Annotated in this window: 10 protein-coding genes; 5 read left to right on the top strand and 5 right to left on the bottom strand. The window is 69.7% G+C overall.

What is annotated here, in order from left to right; translation table 11 throughout:
* Positions 1-74: 74 nt before the first annotated feature.
* The 3 genes from ACFV6H_RS15585 (at position 75) to ACFV6H_RS15575 (ending at position 3,461) form a co-directional block, all read left to right on the top strand.
* Positions 75-860: a DeoR/GlpR family DNA-binding transcription regulator gene (locus ACFV6H_RS15585; RefSeq protein WP_385541891.1), complete on the top strand. Its 786-nt coding sequence runs from the start codon at positions 75-77 to the stop codon at positions 858-860.
* A 53-nt stretch (positions 861-913) separates the two neighbouring features.
* Complete coding sequence (locus ACFV6H_RS15580; RefSeq protein ID WP_385541889.1) at positions 914-1,930, top strand: 2-hydroxyacid dehydrogenase; 1,017 nt, start codon at positions 914-916, stop codon at positions 1,928-1,930.
* Positions 1,931-2,009: 79 nt separating this feature from the next.
* On the top strand, positions 2,010-3,461 hold the full coding sequence (locus ACFV6H_RS15575) for an FGGY family carbohydrate kinase (protein ID WP_385541887.1): 1,452 nt from the start codon (positions 2,010-2,012) through the stop codon (positions 3,459-3,461).
* 28 nt (positions 3,462-3,489) lie between these two features.
* Here ACFV6H_RS15575 and ACFV6H_RS15570 read toward each other — a convergent pair whose 3' ends face one another.
* The 5 genes from ACFV6H_RS15570 to ACFV6H_RS15550 all read right to left on the bottom strand — a co-directional run bounded on the left by ACFV6H_RS15570 (position 3,490) and on the right by ACFV6H_RS15550 (position 13,893).
* On the bottom strand, positions 3,490-7,611 hold the full coding sequence (locus ACFV6H_RS15570) for a glycosyl hydrolase (protein ID WP_385541885.1): 4,122 nt from the start codon (positions 7,609-7,611) through the stop codon (positions 3,490-3,492).
* Positions 7,612-7,686: 75 nt separating this feature from the next.
* Positions 7,687-8,544: a carbohydrate ABC transporter permease gene (locus tag ACFV6H_RS15565; RefSeq protein WP_385541883.1), complete on the bottom strand. Its 858-nt coding sequence runs from the start codon at positions 8,542-8,544 to the stop codon at positions 7,687-7,689.
* Positions 8,541-9,560, bottom strand: a complete 1,020-nt coding sequence (locus ACFV6H_RS15560) for a carbohydrate ABC transporter permease (RefSeq protein ID WP_385541881.1) — start codon at positions 9,558-9,560, stop codon at positions 8,541-8,543. Before ACFV6H_RS15560 ends, ACFV6H_RS15565 begins: the two co-directional genes overlap by 4 nt.
* Positions 9,557-10,897 carry an extracellular solute-binding protein gene (locus tag ACFV6H_RS15555; RefSeq protein ID WP_385541879.1) on the bottom strand — a complete coding sequence of 447 codons (1,341 nt, stop codon included), beginning with the start codon at positions 10,895-10,897 and terminating at the stop codon, positions 9,557-9,559. The genes ACFV6H_RS15560 and ACFV6H_RS15555 overlap by 4 nt, the downstream gene beginning before the upstream one ends.
* Positions 10,894-13,893 (bottom strand): family 78 glycoside hydrolase catalytic domain, encoded by a 3,000-nt coding sequence (locus ACFV6H_RS15550; RefSeq protein ID WP_385541877.1) that lies wholly within the window; start codon positions 13,891-13,893, stop codon positions 10,894-10,896. The genes ACFV6H_RS15555 and ACFV6H_RS15550 overlap by 4 nt, the downstream gene beginning before the upstream one ends.
* 395 nt (positions 13,894-14,288) lie before the next feature.
* Between ACFV6H_RS15550 and ACFV6H_RS15545 the strand changes: the two genes are divergently transcribed.
* Both ACFV6H_RS15545 and ACFV6H_RS15540 read left to right on the top strand, forming a co-directional pair.
* Positions 14,289-15,890 (top strand): alkaline phosphatase D family protein, encoded by a 1,602-nt coding sequence (locus ACFV6H_RS15545; RefSeq protein ID WP_385541875.1) that lies wholly within the window; start codon positions 14,289-14,291, stop codon positions 15,888-15,890.
* Positions 15,891-16,202: 312 nt separating this feature from the next.
* Positions 16,203-17,732, top strand: coding sequence for a helix-turn-helix domain-containing protein (locus tag ACFV6H_RS15540; protein ID WP_384791322.1), 1,530 nt, complete (start codon positions 16,203-16,205; stop codon positions 17,730-17,732).
* Positions 17,733-17,766 lie beyond the last annotated feature (34 nt).

Below are 17,766 nucleotides of genomic sequence, written 5' to 3'. Positions count from 1 at the left end.
TGAGCTGTCTCGGGCGGAGGAGCGCACACGTCCTCACCTGTCCCGTGCACGACGGATCGGAACAGGACCGGGAAATGTCACAGGACAAGAGCCAGCAAGGTCCCATACAGCGGCGCCGGGAGATCTCCGACCATGTGCTGACCGAAGGGTCGGCATCGGCGGCGGACCTGGCGGAGCGGTTCGGTGTGAGTCCGATGACGATCTACCGGGACATCGATGAGCTCGAACGGGAAGGCGTACTGCGCAAGTTCCGTGGCGGTGTCACGGCGCAGCCCTCCGGAGTCTTCGAGAGCAATGTGGCCTACCGCAAGAATTCGATGCGGGCGGAGAAGGAGGCTCTCGCCGCGAAGGCCGTCACACTCATCGAGCCCGGGATGTCCGTGATGATCGACGACTCGACCACCGCGCTGGAACTGGCCAGGCTCCTCCCTCGTATCGAGCCGCTGACCGTCGTCACCAACTTCCTCGAAGCGCTGAATCTGCTGGCCGACGAGCGCGGTCTCCATCTCATGGCCCTGGGCGGTGACTACGATCCGCTGCACGACTCCTTCCTCGGAGTGCCGTGCGTGGAGGCCGTCGAGGCGCTGCGCGTCGATCTCTGCTTCGTGTCCACCTCGTCGGTGTACGGCGACTACGCCTTCCACCAGGAACAGCGCATAGTCGCGGTCAAACGCGCGATGCTCAAGTCCGCCGGGCGCAATGTGCTGATGATCGACCACTCCAAGCTCGCCCGCACCGCGCTGCACCGGCTGGCGCCGCTGTCCGCCTTCGATCTGGTGCTGATCGACGACCGCACACCGCCGGAGGCCCTGCGGGCCCTGGACGAGAGCGGTGTCCCATACGAACTCGCCGCCACCTGAACCGTCAGGCCGCCGAGCTGCCAAGCCGCCAAGCCCTCAAGGAGACCTGGCCGATGAGAATCCTCGCCGCGGGCGACCACTTCGTCGCTCCCGAACTGCTCGCCCGGGAGCTGACGGCCGAGATCGGCACCGCTCACACGATTGACGAAGTGTGTCTGCCCTGGCCGCTGACTCCCTTCGGGCCGGTCTCCGAGGTGGACGAGGCGTCGGGCGACGAGGAGACACTTCTCGCCGCGCTCGACGGAGCGCAGGTCTGTGTGACCCAGATGGCTCCGGTGACCAGGAAGGTCCTCGCCGGAGCACCGGAACTGCGGCTGGTGGTCGTCGGCCGCGGCGGGCCCGTCAATGTCAATCTGGACGCGGCGAAGGAGCATGGCGTCCAGGTCTGCAACACTCCGGGACGCAATGCCGCCGCCACCGCCGAGTACACCGTCGGACTGCTGCTCGCCACGATGCGCCGTATCCCGGAGACCTCGGCGGCGCTCGCCGCGGGCCGCTGGGCGGGCGAGTTCTATACGTACGACAACTGTGGGCCCGGTCTCGCCGGTGCGACCGTCGGACTGATCGGCTGCGGCGCGGTCGGCAGCCGCGTGGCGCGGGCCCTGACCGCCCTCGGCTCGGACGTCCTGGTGTACGACCCGTACGCCGACCAGAACGTCCTGCGCGAGGCGGGCACGCCCGTCGCCGCTCTGGACGAGCTGCTGCGCCGCTCCGCCGTCGTATCACTGCACGCGCGGCTGACACCCGAGACGCGCGGTCTGCTCGGCGCCCGTGAACTGGCCCTGCTCCCCGACGGCGCGGTCCTGGTCAACTGCGCGCGCGGCGCGCTTCTGGACGAGGACGCCCTGTGCGACGCCCTGGAGTCGGGCCGTCTCGCCGCGGCCGGACTCGATGTGTTCGCCGTGGAGCCTCCGCCGCCCGGCTCCCGGCTGCGCTCGGCTCCTCGGCTGGTCATGACGCCTCATCTCGCGGGCGCGAACAAGTCGGTGGCGCACAACGCGGCACGCGTCGCCGCCGCCGAGGTCGGCCGGTTCCTGCGTGGCGAACCGCTCGCGCACCGTGTCGTCTGAGAAGCACGTCGTTAAACGGAGTGGTAATTGCAGTAGTTGAGGGAGCGTCAGCCGAGCCGAGGAAGGAAGGGGCTGCACAGTGTTCGTCGGCCTGGACATGGGAACCTCGGTCGCGAAGGCGGTGGCCTTCGACGAGGACGGCACCGCACTGCGCGTGGAGTCGACACCGATCGCGCTCGGCGGGCGCGGTGACCGGGTGGAGCAGGACGTCGAAGAGGTGGTACGGGCCGCCTCCCGTGTCCTGGGAGCGGTGACCGAGGGCCGGGCGCCCGCGCTGGTCGCCCTCACCGGCCAGGGCGACGGGCTGTGGCTGGTCGACGCCGAGGGACGGCCCGTACGGCCCGCGCTGTCGTGGATGGACGGCCGGGCCGGTGATCTCGTCGCGGGCTGGATGGCCGACGGTACGGCGGAGCGGCTGTACCGGCACACCGGCAATGTTCTCTTCCCGGGCTCTCCCGGCCCGCTGATGGCCTGGCTCGACCGCAACGAACCGAGGTCACTGGACGCGGCCACCACCGCCGCCTGCTGCAAGGACATCCTCCATCTGCGGCTCACCGGCGAGCGCGGCACCGATCTCTCCGACGCGTCGGTGCCCTTCCTCGATCCCCGCACCCGTACCTACTCCCCCGAGGTGCTGACAGCCCTCGGAGTCGGACACCGCGCCGGTCTGCTGCCTCCGATCGCGGCGAATCTGCCGTACGGAGAGGCCACCGGCCGTACGCCCGGCCTGGCCGAGGGCACACCGGTCAGCTCCGGTCCGTACGATCTGCCCGCGTCCGCGCTCGGCGCGGGCGTGACCGAGCCGGGCGACGGACTGCTCATCGTCGGTACGACTCTGGCGTGCCAGGTCGTGGTCGAACGCGTCGCGCTGGACGAGGATCCGGTCGGATTCCATCTCGCCACCGCCCGTCCCGACCGCCATATGCGGGCGCTGCCCGCGATGACCGGGACGGTCGCGCTGGACTGGGTGCTCGGTCTCACCGGCACCTCCCACGAGCAGGTCTCCGGTCTGCTGGACACAACTCCGCGCGGCGCCCACGGTGTTGCCGCGCTGCCCTATCTGTCGCCCTCCGGCGAGCGCGCGCCCTTCGTGGACCACACCGCGCGGGCGGAGTTCACCGGTCTCGATCTGCGGGCGTCGCGCGCCGATCTGGTACGCGGTATGTGCGAGGCGATCGCCTTCGCGGCCCGGCACTGTCTGGAGGCCGCGGGCCTCACCGGTGAACTCGCCGTCTGCGGTGGCGGCGCGCGCAGTCTGGCGTGGCTGCGGATCTTCGCCGATGTGCTCGGCCGCCCGCTGCGTGTCGCCCGCGGACCGGAACCGGGCGCGCGCGGAGCGGTGCTGGCGGCGGTCGCGGCCCGGGACGCGGAGTTCGGCCCGGCTCTGGACACCGGCGTCTGGACCGCGCCGGACGCGGTGGTGGATCCGGATCCCGCGGGTGTGGAGTTCTACGAACAGGCCTACGCGGACTATCTGTTCAGGGTGGACAGCGCGCGGGCGCGCTGGCAGGGACCGGCCGGAGCGCGCTGAGCAGAGCGCCCCGGCCAGGTCGGCCGGATCACTCGACAAGCAGTCGTACGGGACCCATCAGGCCCGTGACGCGCTGTCCCGGAAAGACGAAATGAGTCGGGCTCGTCGCGTCCAAGTGCGGTGCGAGTGTGCCGAAGACTGTGATCTCGACCGTGTTCTCGCCGGCCGCGACCAGTCCCGTCACCTCGAAGACATACGGAGAGCACACACGGACTCCGGCCGCGACGCCGCCGATCCGTACCTCCGCCGTGCCGCGCACCCGCCCGAGGTCGAGCAACAGCCGCCCGCCGGACGCCCTTTGGGCTTCCAGGGCCTCGGCGGGCACCGTCATCCGGCGCGTGTAGCGCACTCCACCGCTGTACTCGGCGAGGCCCTGCGCCTCCCAGTCGCCCGTCCGGATCAGTCCTGGGCCGACCTCGCAGCGTACGGGACCGGCCAGGGCGGCGCCGCCCTGGCGGCCGGGAGCAGTCCGCACGCGCAGGGCGGCGGTGCGTGGTCCGGAAGGGCCGTCGGCCGGCAGTTCGACGGTCACCGTGTGTACGCCGTCGGCGCCGGTACGGCTGGTCACGGGACGCTCGCGGCCGTCGACGTACACGCGTGTCGCGCCGTACGCGCTCACCGTCAACCGGGCCGTACCAGGCGGCAGTTCGCACCACAGCCACTCCGTTCCGGCAGCGGCTCCCGGGACCGCGAAGCCGACCGGCACCACTGTGCCGTCGTCGGCGTCCGGATCCAGCCAGGCGGCGCCGGGCAGCGGATGCGGCCTGCGGCGCAGATACAGCGCGGCCGGATCCCCGATCTGCCGACGGCGCACCGCGACCGGCGCCCGCCCGCCACCGCGCTCGCTCCCGGGCCCGTCGCCGCGCTCGGCCCACCAGGTGGCGTCGCTGTGCGTGGCCGCGATCACGCGGTCGCCGTCCTCGTACAGCACCGCGTCCACCAGGACGGCCGGATCGTCGCCGTCGGCGGTCTCCACCGTGATCTCGTTGTCCCCGGCGCGCAGGGCCGCCGCCACCTCGTGCCGTCGTACGCGCGGGACGGCGTGTTCGGCGTACGGATCGAATCCGCCCTGTCTGCCCATGACATGACCGTTGACACGTAGAACACACCGTCCGCGTGCCGCGACCTGGACGACCGCCCGACTCGGCACCGCCGCCAAGGTCAGAGTCGTACCCACGGTGGCCCGGCCACCGTCGGTGTCCGCGCGGGAACCGTCCGCGAGAATCCACTCGGGCCGCCAATAGCGTTCCGGATCGCGGACGAGCGCCATGTGCGCGCGCAGATCGATGTCCTGATTGGGTGTCAGATCCAGTTCGAGGAGATGGCGGCCCTCGGTCAGCCGGACCGGTCCCATGGCGAGATGGCCTCTGTCGTCCAGTTCCACCCGCGCACCGCCGAGCCTGACCGCCTTCGCCGCCGCTGCGCCGATCGCGAGATATCCGTCGAAGTCCTCGTCCAGCAACAGTTCGGACCGTACGCGCGCCACCGTCCCGGCGGCCGTCGGACCGACGTGGACGAACTCCTCCGGTACATGTCCCTTGGGGCCGAGGACCTCGCGATGGATCGGATCCTTGTGGATGCCTCGGCTGTCGGACCATGCCAAGGTCGACCGGATATCACCGTCGACGCCCAGGACGACCGCGCGCGGCCCGAACGTCGCGTGGACCGCCGGCCCGTCCGGACCATCGGCGCTGTCCAGGCGGAACGTACGGCACTCGGTGATCGTCGGGGAAGCCAAGGAATCGGCGGGCGGGCCGGTCACGGGCCGTGTGAAGTCGCCCCAGGTGTTGTCGAGCGTCGGTACGAGCGTCATCTCCCACTCCGTGTCCACCGGGATCTCGACCGCCGTACGGGAGGGCCCGGGCCCGGTCATCGGCGGCTCGGCCGCGAGAGGCCGGGAGCCGGGCGCGGGAAGGACCAGCAGCGCCGCAGGCCCGGTGTCGAAAGGCACTTCGATGTCCACGGCTCCCGGATCGTCCTCGGCCGGCCGGACCGGCAGCGTACGCGGCGGACCGCCGAACGGATCGAGCAGTACGGCTGGGCCTCCGGCAGCGCGGACGCGGACTCGCGCGGAGCGCGCGTACCGGTCGGGATCGAAGTCGTAGCGCGCGTCGAGCCAGCCGAGCGCGGCGCCGCGCTCGTCGGGAGCGGCCACGGCCGCGCGAGTCGCGCGAGGTGAAGCAGCGGTCAGGAACACAACGGTGGCGTTGTCCACTTGGCGCGCAAGCGCGGGCACAGACGCCCGGACGGCCGGGCGAGGCACGGTGAGCGACGGATGCGGCTCGGTGAGCGCCGCGCCCAGCTCCGCCGCCGACGGTACGAGGACGGCCCGGCCCTCGGCGAAGCACGCCCGCAGTTCGTCACGCACCTTGTCCAGAGTCGCCGTGTCGTCCAGGCCGACGACCTGTTCGGGAAGGGCGCCGAGCGCGATCAGATTGCCGCCGGCCGACACGAACTCGACCAGCCGGCGCGCGGTGTCCTGTTCGAGCACCGTGCACGCGGGCAGCACGATCGTCGCGTAGCTCTCGTCCGCGACACACAGCCGTACGACACCGTCGCCCTGGCCCGCGCGGTCGCCGTCGCCGTGGTCCTCCCGTACGCGGGCGCGCGCGAGCGAATCGTCGTCGATCACATCGACATCCAGCCCGAGCCGGTCGAACACGCCGGGCCTGGTGCGGAACCAGGTCATGTCGCCGACGAGTTCGAGATAGGCAGCCTGTGCTCGGGCCGCCGCCTCGGACACACCGTCGAACGCCGTACCCGACTGCGCCGTGGTGGTGGGCAGCAGAATCGCGGTGTCGCAGAGATGGCGGCCGAGGCTCAGGATCGCGCACAGCCGCGTCACGGCGTCGGCGAAGACGCGGTGGTGACGCCAGTACGGCTGACGCCAGTCGGTTCCCGGCGGCGCCCACTCCCACCAGCCGCCCTTGGTCGTGTAGTAGACGGCGTGCGGGTTGTAGAGCGTCGCGCCGGCCCGGAGCCAGGGCAGCAGCCAGTCGAACGTCTCCTCCAATGTGCCACCCCAGCCGGTGGAGTGGAACGCCTCGATCCAGGTCCTGGGCCTGCCGTAGAGATGCGCGAGCGAGGAGTGGATACGGGCGTCGCCGTGATGGTCGGAGCCGGGCGCGGAGAACCAGCGGTGGGTACGGGCGTAGTCCGCGTACAGCTCGACACCGCCGACGGGATGTCCGGCGCGGGCGGGATCCTGCTGGTCGCAGCCGACCAGCAGGCCGTGGCGCTCGTGCCAGGCGGCGAGTGGCCGGAAGAAGGCGTCCTCGGCCAGTTCGGCGCGGGTCCGCTGGTAGTCGTACCGGATCCGGTGCGGATCCAGATCACTGCCATGGCGTACGTCCTCGTACAGCGCGTCCAGACACTCGGTGAGGTCATAGCCCCGCAGCCGCAGAAAGGCCTCGGCGAACCCGGTCGACCAGGTCGGCAGCGTCGGCAGTTCGTCCTGGAACGAGCCGGCGATCACCGTCCCGAGCCGGTCGCCGAGCCGTCGTTCGAACGCGCCGTGCACCCGGTCGAGCAGCGCCGCGCAGGCCTCCTTACCGAGGTAGTCGAAGCCGAGAGGGACATGGTGATGGAGCGTCAGACGCCAGCGTCCCGGGCCCGGTGCGCGTACGGCCCGGCCGTCCACGGCGAGCGGGATGGTGGGTCCTGTGCACCGGCCGTCACCGTCGAGCCGTACGGCGCCGGCCGCGAGAAGCTGTCCGTGCGGAGGGCAGCGCAGCTCAACTTCTCCATCGGCCACCGTACGGACGCGTTCGAGCCGGCGGCCCGCGTAGGCCGGTTCCTCGTCTACGAGCCGCGCCTGGAGATCGGCGCCGGAGAAGCCGAGTTGGTCGTAGAACCAGAGGCGCACACCGAGCGCGTGCGCGTCGTCGCAGACGCCTTCGAGCAGGCTCCACCACTCCTCGGACATGAACGGCGGATCGTCGGCGTCGGAGCCGAACAGCGGCCCGGACGGCGCGAGATTGAGGAGCACGAGGTTGAACACACCGCCCTCCGCGAAGCGTTCGAGCTGGGCGCGGAGCCGCGCCCGGTCGAGCCGTTCGCCGCTCCACCACCAGATGGCGGTGGGCGAGAAGGCGCGCGGCGGGCCGGCCAGAACCGCCTCGATGTCCGCGGGAAGCTTTCCGTACATCATGAACCTGTCCTCGATCTCGATCCCTTGAAAGCCCCCCGTCCCCTGGAACTCCGGGCACTCGACCCCCGTGCGCGCTCAGCCCTTGAGTCCGCCCGCGAAACCCTTGATCACATAACGCTGGAGCAGCAGGAAGACCACCAGAATGGGCAGCGCCGCCAGGACCAGACCGGCGAAGACGAGACCGTAGTCCGAGACGTACTGGCCGACGAACGAGAACACGCCCACAGGGACGGTCTCCTTGCCCGAACCGCCCAGGTAGAGCAGCGGAGTGAAGAAGTCGTTCCAGATGAAGACGGCGTTCAGGATGATCACGGTGCCGGTGATCGGCCGCAGCAGCGGGAAGACGATCCTGGTGAACGCCTGGCGGTGGTCGCAGCCGTCGATGAGCGCGGCCTGTGCGTAATCCGGCGGCAGCGCGCGGATGAAGCCGGTGTAGAGGAAGACGGTGAACGGCAGCTGGATGCCTGTGTAGAAGAGCACCATGCCCTGGTATGTGCCGAGCCAGCCGAGGCTGTCGACCAGCTTGTACAGCGGAATCATCCCGAGCTGGAAGGGCAGCACGATGCCCAGCAGGAAGAGGATGTAGAGCCCATAGTCGAGTCCTCGGGCGCGGCGCGCGAGATAGTACGCGCCCGTGGAGCCGAGGGCGATGAGCAGCAGCAGGCCGGCGACAGTGATGACCGTGCTGCTGACCAGGGCCGGCCCCAGGGACGCGGAGGACCAGGCGTTGCCGAAGTTGGCGAAGGTCGGCGGAAGCGGCGGCGAGAGCGGCGACTCGGCGATCTGGCGCGGGTCCTTCATCGCCAGGCTGATCAGGGCGTACACAGGGAAGAGGAAGACAACGGCGGCGGCGGCCATGACCAGTTCGAGGCCGTAGCGCCCATAGCCCCGGCGCCGGGACGCGGTGGTGCTCACGGACGCGGTGGTGCTCACGCGGTGACCTCCCGGGCGCGCAGATAGCGGAGCTGGACCAGGGAGACGGCAGCGACGAAGAGCGCGAGGACAAGGGCGACGGCGGTGCTGTAGCCGAACTTGCCGAAGACGAAGGCCTCTTTGTACAGCACGGTCGACAGCGTCTCGCTCGCTGTGCCGGGACCGCCGTTGGTGGCGGCGTAGACCTGGTCGAAGAGCTTGAGGCCGCCGATGGTGGAGAGCATGAGATTGATGGTCAGCGCCGGGGCCAGCAGCGGCCAGGTGACATAGCGGAAGCGCTGCCAGGTGCCCGCGCCGTCGATTCTGGCGGCCTCGTGGAGTTCGGCGGGCACGCCCTGGAGCCCGGCGAGGAAGACCACCATCGAGTAGCCCGCGTACTGCCATACGACCATCGCGGCCACGGACCAGAGGGCGAGCGAGGGATCGCCCAGCCAGTCCTGGCGCAGAGCGTCGAGGCCGACGGCGCCGAGGATGGCATTGAGACCGGCGCCGTTGTCCGGGTTGTAGACGTACTTCCACAGGAACGCGACCATGACCGGGCTGACGACGGCCGGAGCGAAGAAGATGACGCGCAGCAGCGACCGGGATCTGATCTCGGCGTTGACACCGAGCGCGAGCAGCAGACCGATGCCGTTCTGGACGACGACCACGGCGAGGGTCAGCAGCAGCGTATTGCCGACGGACTCCAGGGCCCGGTCGTCGTCCAGCAGCGTACGGAAGTTGTCCAGGCCGACGAAGGAGAAGGCGCCGACGCCCGACCAGTCGGTGAACGCGTAGAGCACACCGGCGAGGCTCGGGTAGAGCACGACGACCGCGTACACGGCGAGCGCCGGGACGACGAAGATCCACGGCGGGACGGTGGGATCGCGACGGGCCCGGCGCGGGAGCGGTGGCCGCGGCGGACGGGCCCGGCCCGGGAGCCCTGCCTTGGTGCCCGCACCCGCGCCCGCGCCCGCGCCCGCGCCCGGGCTGGTGGTTCCGGGGCCCGAAGTGGCGCCCTCGGGAAGGGAGTTCATGGCTTCTTCCCGTAGGCCTTGTCCATCTGTCCCAGCGCGCCCTTGACGTCCTTCTTACCCGCGAGCATGTCCTGTACGGCCGCGAAGTGGGCGGGCTGCACCTCGGCGTTGGGCCAGCTCTGGTCCATGAAGGGCACGGCGCGGTTGGCGTCGATGATGGGCAGGAACTCGTCCAGTACGGGATCGATCTTCGTGGCCGGACCGCGTTTGAACGGGATGGCCGAGACGGCCGTGGCCCAGTGGTCGATGTTCTCCTGCTGTCCGAGGAAGGCGATGAACTCCTTGGCCCTGGCGGTGTTCTTGGCGTGCGCGGCGACACCGAGACCGACGACGATGCCCGCGGGGATCCACAGCCGGTCGGGATCGTCGCCGCCCGGGAAGGGAAACATGCCCAGGTCGTCCGGGGACGCGGCGGCGGCACGGAAGTTGGCGAGGACGGCCGAGACCTGGACGGCCATGGCCGCCTTGCCGCCCGCGACCAGCGCGGTCTGCTGCTCGTAGGTGGTGCCGTTGGGATTGTCGTTGAAGAAGCCCCGGCGCTGGAGCTCCTGGTACTTGCCCATCGCGTCGGCCCAGCCCGATTCGGCGAAGGTGGCGCGCCCGGCGGCCATCTCGCGGTCGAAACCGGCGTTCTTGGCGTAGACGGCGTTGGGGACCAGCGCGTAGGTGATGAGCTGGGTGACCCAGGCCGTCTGGGTGCCGAGTGCGATCGGCACCACACCCCGGGCCTTGAGCCTGGCGCAGACATCGAGCAGCCCGGCCCATGTTCTGGGCGGCCGTACGCCGGCCTCCGCGAAGACCTTCTTGTTGTAGATGGCTCCTATGACACTGCTGCCCGCCGAATACAGATACGTCTTGCCTTCGTACCGGTAGGCGGCGTCGAAGTTCTTGGGGATGCCCCCGGTCCACGGCTGGTCGCCGAGATCGGTGAGGAGCCCGGCCTTGGCCAGCTCGACCATGGACATCGCGCTGCCGCTGCCCGGGAACAGCACATGGACATCGGGCGCGTTGCCGCCGGCGAGCTGGGTGCGTACAACGGTCTGCACCTGGTCGGTGGGCGCGAAGGAGGTGCTGAAGCGGTCGTCCGGACGGCTCTTGCGGTACTCGGCGAGCAGTTCGGCTATCGGCTTCTGCTGGTCGGCGACGCCGACGATACGGATCTGTCCCGAGCCGCCGCTGCCTGAACCGGAGCAGGCGGTGAGGACCGGAGGAAGCGCGGCGAGGGCGGCGGCGCCACCACCGATACGGAGGAAGCCCCGGCGGCTGACCGTACCCGTACCTGTAGCTGTAGCTGTAGCTGTATCCGTGCCGCCGGTCGTATGAGAACCCATGGTCATGGTGCGTCCTCCTCGTGGGAGCCGGCGAACGACGGCGCCGCCGGGCTTGGTGTGCGTCGGCTCGTGGTGCGCACGCGTGCGGTGACCGAGGGCCCGTTCGCCCGAGCCGTAGCCGCAGCCGCAGCCGCAGCCGGAACCTGGACCGGTGGAAGGACGGCGGTGAAGCGGTAGCGGCCGGAAGCGACGCGGTAGACGGCATGGTCGGACCCGGTCGCCACCAGCGAGATGTGGTCGTACCCAGGGCCTCGGTCGCTGCCGTCGCCGCCGTCGCCGCCGTCCGTCGGCTCCGCGCCCGACGCCCGAACCGAGCCCGGCTCGCTGGTGGGCACACGTACCTCGGCGGTGGCTCCGGGCGGCACCTGGACACCGAGATCGAGCCGGTCGCCGTCGCGCCGCCAGTCCACCGCGACCGTGCCGCGTACGGATTCGTAGCGGGCGCTCGCGTGCGTGAGATCGCCGGGACGAGGGCGGATGGTCAGCTTCCGGTATCCGGTCGAGTCCGCGCTCTGGTCGAGGCCCGCGACACCGCGGTAGAGCCACTCGCCGATCGAGCCGAGCGCGTAGTGGTTGAACGAGTTCATGGACGGCGCACGGAATCCGGTCTCCGGCGTCCAGCCGTCCCAGCGTTCCCAGATGGTGGTGGCGCCATGGCGCAGCGGAAACAGCCAGGAGGGCACCTCCGTACGGCGCAGCAGCGCGTGGGCGAGATCGTCCCGTCCGTATGCGTCCAGCACGGGCGCGGCGAGCGCGACACCGAGGAAGCCGGTCTGGAGTGCGGGCCCTGCGGTCTCGATCAGTTCGGCCAGCCGGTGCGCGGCGGCGGCTACGCCGTCCTCGGGCAGCAGGCCGAAGGCGAGCGCGATGAGATAGCCGGTCTGGGTGTCGCCCGCGACGCGTACGGTGTTGCCGTCGTCCGCGGTGGTGACGAACCGTTCGACGAAGACTTCGCGGATGTCGGCGGCCAGCCGGTGGTAGTGGTGCGCGATGTCCCGCTGTCCCAGGGCGTCGGCGGCCCGCGCGGTGAGACGGGCGCTGTGCGCGAAGTAGGCGGTGGCGATGACATCGCGCGGAGTGGGAGTGCCGGGCGCCAGCCAGTCGGAGAAGTGCGGGCCCACACGCCGGCGCCAGATCAGATCCGGGTTGTGACGGTGGATCAGATCGACCCAGGCGCGCATACCGGGCAGCGCGCGGGAGAGGAAACGAGGATCGTCATACGTGCGGTAGAGATGCCAAGGGATGATCACACCGCCATCGCCCCAGCCCGGAGCGCCTTCGTCGGCGACTCCGACGAGGCGCGGCGCGACATTGGTGAAGCCGCCGTCCGGCGTGCGGGCATCGTCCACATCGCGCAGCCACTTGGTGAAGAACGCGGCGACATCGGCGTTGAGCGCGGCGGTGGGAAGGAAGACCTGTGCGTCGGCGAGCCAGCCGAGCCGTTCGTCGCGCTGCGGACAGTCGGTGGGCACACTGACGAAGTTGGAACGCTGTCCCCAGCCCACACAGTCGTACAGCCGCCGGATCTCGGGATCCGAGCAGTCGAACTCACCGGTCCACGGCGTGTCGGAGTGCAGTGCGACGGCGACCACATCGTCGGCGCCGAGCCGGGCGACTCCGCTGATCTCCGCGTACCGGAAGCCGTGGTAGGTGAAGCACGGCTCGAAGTCGACGGGTGTGCGGCCGTCGCCGATCAGGACGTCCGTGGCGGCGGCGGTGCGCAGATTCGCCGTATAGAGCCCGCCCGTCTCGTCCAGCGCCTCGGCGTGGCGTACGACCACACGAGCGCCGGAGGCCAGTCCGTCGACGCGGAGCCGTAACCGGCCGGCCAGATTCTGACCGAAGTCGACCACATGGACACCGTCGCGGAGACGGGTGATGGAGCGTGGGCGCAGTTCGGCCGTCGCCCGTACGGGTTCGTCCACGGAGGCCACGAGCAGCCGGTGGTCGGTGTCCGCGATCAGCGCCGGTGACCAGTCGGAGCCGTCGAAGCCGGGCAGTTCCCAGCCGTCGGCCGCGTACCGCAGATCGTGGCACTCGCCCATGAGCAGATCGGCATGGCGGATCGCTCCTGTGTGGGTGCGCCAGATGTCATCGGTGACGATCGTGGTGGTTCGGCCGTCCGTGTCGGTGAGATGCAGCTCGGCGAGAAACTGAGGATGTGAGCCGTAGTGGGCTCCCGCCCTACGTGGTTCGAAGCCGACGAATCCGCTCCACCAGCCGTCGGCGACGGTCGCCGCGAGGACGTTCTCGCCGGACCGGATCAGCTCCGTCACGTCGTACGTCTGGTACTGGATCCGGCGGGTGTAGTCGGTCCAGCCGGGCGCGAGTTCCGCGTCGCCGACGCGGGTCCCGTTGAGCCGGACCTCGTAGAGCCCGCGTGCGCTGACATAAAGACGGGCGTGGGTGGCGGCGGCGGAGGCGAAGGTACGGCGGAAGAGCGGGCAGGGCGCGAGACCGTGGTCGTCCAGGGCGCGCTCGCCCTCGGTGGGCGCGTCCATGACGTCGATGGGATCGGGATCGTGGGCGATCCAGGAGGCCCGCCAGGGACCGATGCCTGACGGTACGCCGGACAACGGCACGTCGGACGACGGAACGCCCGGCGACGTGACTGGCGACGTGACTGGCGTCGCCGATCGTACTCCTGACGCCGTGACGGACATTCCCGTCTCGAACCAGGAAGTGGCCTCCGCCGGTTCCGCCGTACCGCCCGGCCATACGGCGACCCGCCAGTGGTAGCGCGTACGGGCCCGGAGCGCGGGTCCCTCGTACAGGGCGCCGATCGCGTCCGGATCGTCAACTCGGCCCGAGTCCCAGCGGGCCCGGCCGCCGTCGTCCAGATCCTCCGGCCGTTCCGCGACCCGGATCCGATAGGCGGTCGGATCATCACCCTGGTGATCCGACATCAGACGCCAGGAGAGCAGCGGCGCGGGCTCGTCAATTCCCAGCGGAGTGGTCCGGTGGTCGCACCGCAGGGCATAGGGCCGCAGGGACACGAGCATGTCCTTCCTGCGCGCCGGGAGCGGCGCGGCGCCGTCGGCTGTTCGTCCGTTCGTCCGCTCGTCGTCACCTGTCTGCCGTGAAGACGACCATCTTTGAATGTGAAATCTAACGTGAATTCTGTGGCGTGGAGACTATGAGCCCCCCGCGAGAGGTGTCAAGAGTGTTACCGACGCGCTCGACCACCCATCTCATAGCGTGACCGAACTCCTCATACAGGGCGCCCGGGACAAGCGTCGCACCGGGCATTGCACCCCCACGGCGGGTGCCCTTGTGGCCCACGATCCCCGTGTGATAGTCACCGTGCGATTACCACATGAACGGACGTTAAATCACGCGCGATTCCGCCCTCGGGCGGGCGGGATCACGCACGACGAACGGACCAGCCTTCATGAGAATGAACAGTGGAACCGGCGGCATCAGAGGCCTGGAGAGACGGGCGGTGCTCGGCGCCGGGACCGCCGCGCTGGCACTCGCCGCGAGCGGACTGTCGGCCACCGACGCCAGGGCCGCGGAGCGGTTCCGCGAGGACCCATTCACCCTGGGCGTCGCGTCCGGCGATCCCTGGCCGGACGGTTTCGTGCTGTGGACCCGGCTCGCACCGCATCCGCTCGCTCCCGACGGCACCGGCGGGATGGCGCCGTATCCCGTGGATGTCCACTGGGAGGTGGCCCTCGACGAACGCTTCCGCCATGTCGTCCGCAGAGGGCGGACCCGCGCGGTGGCCGAACTCGCCCACTCCGTCCATGTCGAGGTCTCGGGCCTGCTGGCAGGGCGTCAGTACTACTACCGTTTCCAGGCCGGCGGAGTCGTCAGCCCCGTGGGCCGTACCCGTACCGCGCCTCCGCCGTTCAGCCGTCCCAAGGTCCTGAACTTCGCCTTCGCCTCCTGCCAGGCGTGGTTCGAGGGCTTCTACACCGCGTACCGGCATCTCGCCGAGGAGGACGTCGACCTCGTCCTCCATCTCGGGGACTACATCTACGAGAACCCGATCGACGCGATGGGCGGAGTACGGAAAGTCCCGGTGGCCGCCGAGCTGCGGCCCGAGCCGATGGATCTCACCCAGTACCGCAACCGGCACGCGCTGCACCGCTTCGATCCCGATCTCATCGCCGCCCATCAGGCCCATCCGTGGGCCGTCGTCTGGGACGACCACGAGGTGGAGGACAACTGGGCGCGCGACATCTCCAAGCTGGACAACGAGCCCGACCAGGATCCGGCGGTCTTCCGCGCGCGGGCCGCGGCGGGCTTCCAGGCGTACTACGAGCACCTTCCACTGCGGCTGCCGAACAAGCCGAGAGGCTTCGACGCCCGTATGTACCGGAGTCTGCGGTACGGCCGGATGGCCACGTTCCATATCCTCGACACCCGGCTCTTCCGTGACGACCAGCCGTGCGGCGACGGCACCAGGAGCGGCTGCGCCGAACGGCTGCTGCCCGAGCGCAGCATTCTCGGCGCGGAGCAGGAGCGATGGCTCTACCGCGGCCTCGGGCGCTCCGACGCGACCTGGAATCTCATCCCTCAGCAGATTCCCGTCGGCCAGGTGGACACCGATCCGGGTCCCGGCCAGTCGTTCGTCATGGACTTCTGGGACGGTTACGCGGCCTCGCGCCAGCGGCTCTTCCAGCAGTTCACGGACCGCGATGTGAACAATCCCGTCGTGCTGACCGGCGATATGCACCGCCATCTCGCCGCCGATCTCAAGCGGAACTACGACGATCCGGACTCACCGACGGTCGGTGTCGAATTCGTCGGCAGTTCGATCGCGACCGGCAAGGACGGTATGGACCTGGATCCCTCGGGAGCGAATCTGCTCGCGGCCAACTCCCATATCAAGTTCACCAACTTCCAGCGCGGATACGTCCGTTGCTCACTGACTCCGAAGACCTGCCGCGCCGACTTCCGGGTGCTTCCGTATGTGACCACTCCCGGCGCTCCCGTATCGACCCGTGTCTCCTATGTGACCGAGGCGGGCCGGCCCGGAGTGAAGCTCGTCTGACCACCCGTACGGCTCGTCCGTACAGCTCGCCCGTTCAGCCTGCCCGTACGGCTCACCCGTACAGCGGCGCAGCGGTTGCCGGGACGGCCCCCAGGTGCACAGGATCGGACATGGGTGGCCGCCCCGGACATAGGTCCGGGCTGTCCGCCAGGCCTGCTCTGAGGTCCGTCCTCTGGGCTGTCCGGGTCGTCCTCAGGAGGAATCCGAGGGATTTTCCGGCTCTATGGCCAGTCCGGATACACCCGGGTGGCCGTCACTCCAACGGCACTCCCCAGTATCACTCTTATCTCACAACTGAGATAACCTGCCCCTATGGCAGACGACTACCTCGTACGCATCGGCAAGCTCATCCGAGACGCGCGCCAGCACCGGGGCTGGACACAGACCCAGCTCGCCGACGCCCTGGCCACCAGCCAGAGCGCGGTGAACCGCATCGAGCGCGGTAACCAGAACATCAGCCTTGAGATGATCGCGCGCATCGGTGAGGCGCTCGACAGTGAAATCGTGTCGCTCGGCTATGCCGGGCCCATGCATCTGCGGGTGGTCGGCGGGCGCCGGCTCTCCGGGGCCATCGATGTCAAGACGAGCAAGAACGCGTGTGTGGCACTGCTCTGCGGCTCGCTGCTGAACAAGGGCCGTACGGTACTGCGCCGGGTGGCGCGCATCGAGGAGGTGTTCCGGCTCCTGGAGGTGCTCAACTCCATCGGGGTGCGGACCCGCTGGATCAACGACGGTGTCGACCTGGAGATCGTGCCGCCCGCCGAGCTGGACATGGAGGCGATCGACGCGGAGGCGGCCCGCCGTACGCGCTCCATCATCATGTTCCTCGGCCCGCTGCTGCACCGGATGGACAGCTTCCGGCTGCCGTACGCGGGCGGCTGCGACCTCGGTACGCGCACGATCGAGCCGCATATGATCGCACTGCGCCGGTTCGGGCTGGACATCGCGGCGACCGAGGGCCTGTACCACGCCCAGGTGGACCGCTCGATCAGTCCGGGCCGCCCGATCGTGCTGACCGAGCGCGGCGACACCGTCACCGAGAACGCGCTGCTGGCCGCCGCGCGCCACGACGGCGCGACCGTCATCCGCAACGCCTCGTCCAACTACATGGTCCAGGACCTGTGCTTCTTCCTCGAAGCCCTGGGTGTACGGGTCGACGGCATCGGTACGACCACACTGACCGTGCACGGGGTGCCGAGCATCGACGTGGACGTGGACTACTCGCCCTCCGAGGACCCGGTCGAGGCGATGAGCCTGATCGCCGCCGCCGTGGTCACCGAGTCCCAGCTCACGATCCGCCGGGTGCCGATCGAGTTCCTGGAGATCGAGCTGGCGGTGCTGGAGGAGATGGGACTCGACCACGACAGATCCACCGAGTACTCCGCCGACAACGGCCGCACCCGGCTGGTGGATCTGACCGTACGGCCCTCCAAGCTGGAGGCCCCGATCGACAAGATCCACCCGATGCCGTTCCCGGGCCTGAACATCGACAACGTGCCGTTCTTCGCGGCGATCGCGGCGGTGGCCCAGGGCAAGACATTGATCCACGACTGGGTCTACGACAACCGCGCCATCTATCTGACGGACCTCAACCGCCTCGGCGGCCGGCTCCAGCTCCTCGACCCCCACCGAGTCCTGGTCGAAGGCCCCACCCGCTGGCGCGCCGCCGAAATGATGTGCCCACCCGCCCTGCGCCCGGCCGTGGTCGTCCTGCTGGCCATGATGGCAGCGGAGGGCACCTCCGTCCTGCGCAACGTCTACGTCATCAACCGCGGCTACGAGGACCTGGCGGAACGCCTCAACTCGGTGGGCGCGCAGATCGAGATCTTCCGCGACATCTGATCCACAAGGGCCGCCGCCCCCTCCCTGACCTGCA

It is taken from the genome of Streptomyces sp. NPDC059743, assembly GCF_042732975.1.
Taxonomy (GTDB): domain Bacteria; phylum Actinomycetota; class Actinomycetes; order Streptomycetales; family Streptomycetaceae; genus Streptomyces.
This window is presented reverse-complemented; position numbering and strand designations above follow the sequence as displayed.

Coding starts and splice junctions, on each gene's coding strand:
- ACFV6H_RS15585 (WP_385541891.1), top strand. CDS start 75: ATGTCACAGGACAAGAGCCAGCAAGGTCCCATACAGCGGCGCCGGGAG.
- ACFV6H_RS15580 (WP_385541889.1), top strand. CDS start 914: ATGAGAATCCTCGCCGCGGGCGACCACTTCGTCGCTCCCGAACTGCTC.
- ACFV6H_RS15570 (WP_385541885.1), bottom strand. CDS start 7,611: ATGATGTACGGAAAGCTTCCCGCGGACATCGAGGCGGTTCTGGCCGGC.
- ACFV6H_RS15560 (WP_385541881.1), bottom strand. CDS start 9,560: ATGAACTCCCTTCCCGAGGGCGCCACTTCGGGCCCCGGAACCACCAGC.
- ACFV6H_RS15555 (WP_385541879.1), bottom strand. CDS start 10,897: ATGACCATGGGTTCTCATACGACCGGCGGCACGGATACAGCTACAGCT.
- ACFV6H_RS15550 (WP_385541877.1), bottom strand. CDS start 13,893: ATGCTCGTGTCCCTGCGGCCCTATGCCCTGCGGTGCGACCACCGGACC.
- ACFV6H_RS15545 (WP_385541875.1), top strand. CDS start 14,289: ATGAACAGTGGAACCGGCGGCATCAGAGGCCTGGAGAGACGGGCGGTG.
- ACFV6H_RS15540 (WP_384791322.1), top strand. CDS start 16,203: ATGGCAGACGACTACCTCGTACGCATCGGCAAGCTCATCCGAGACGCG.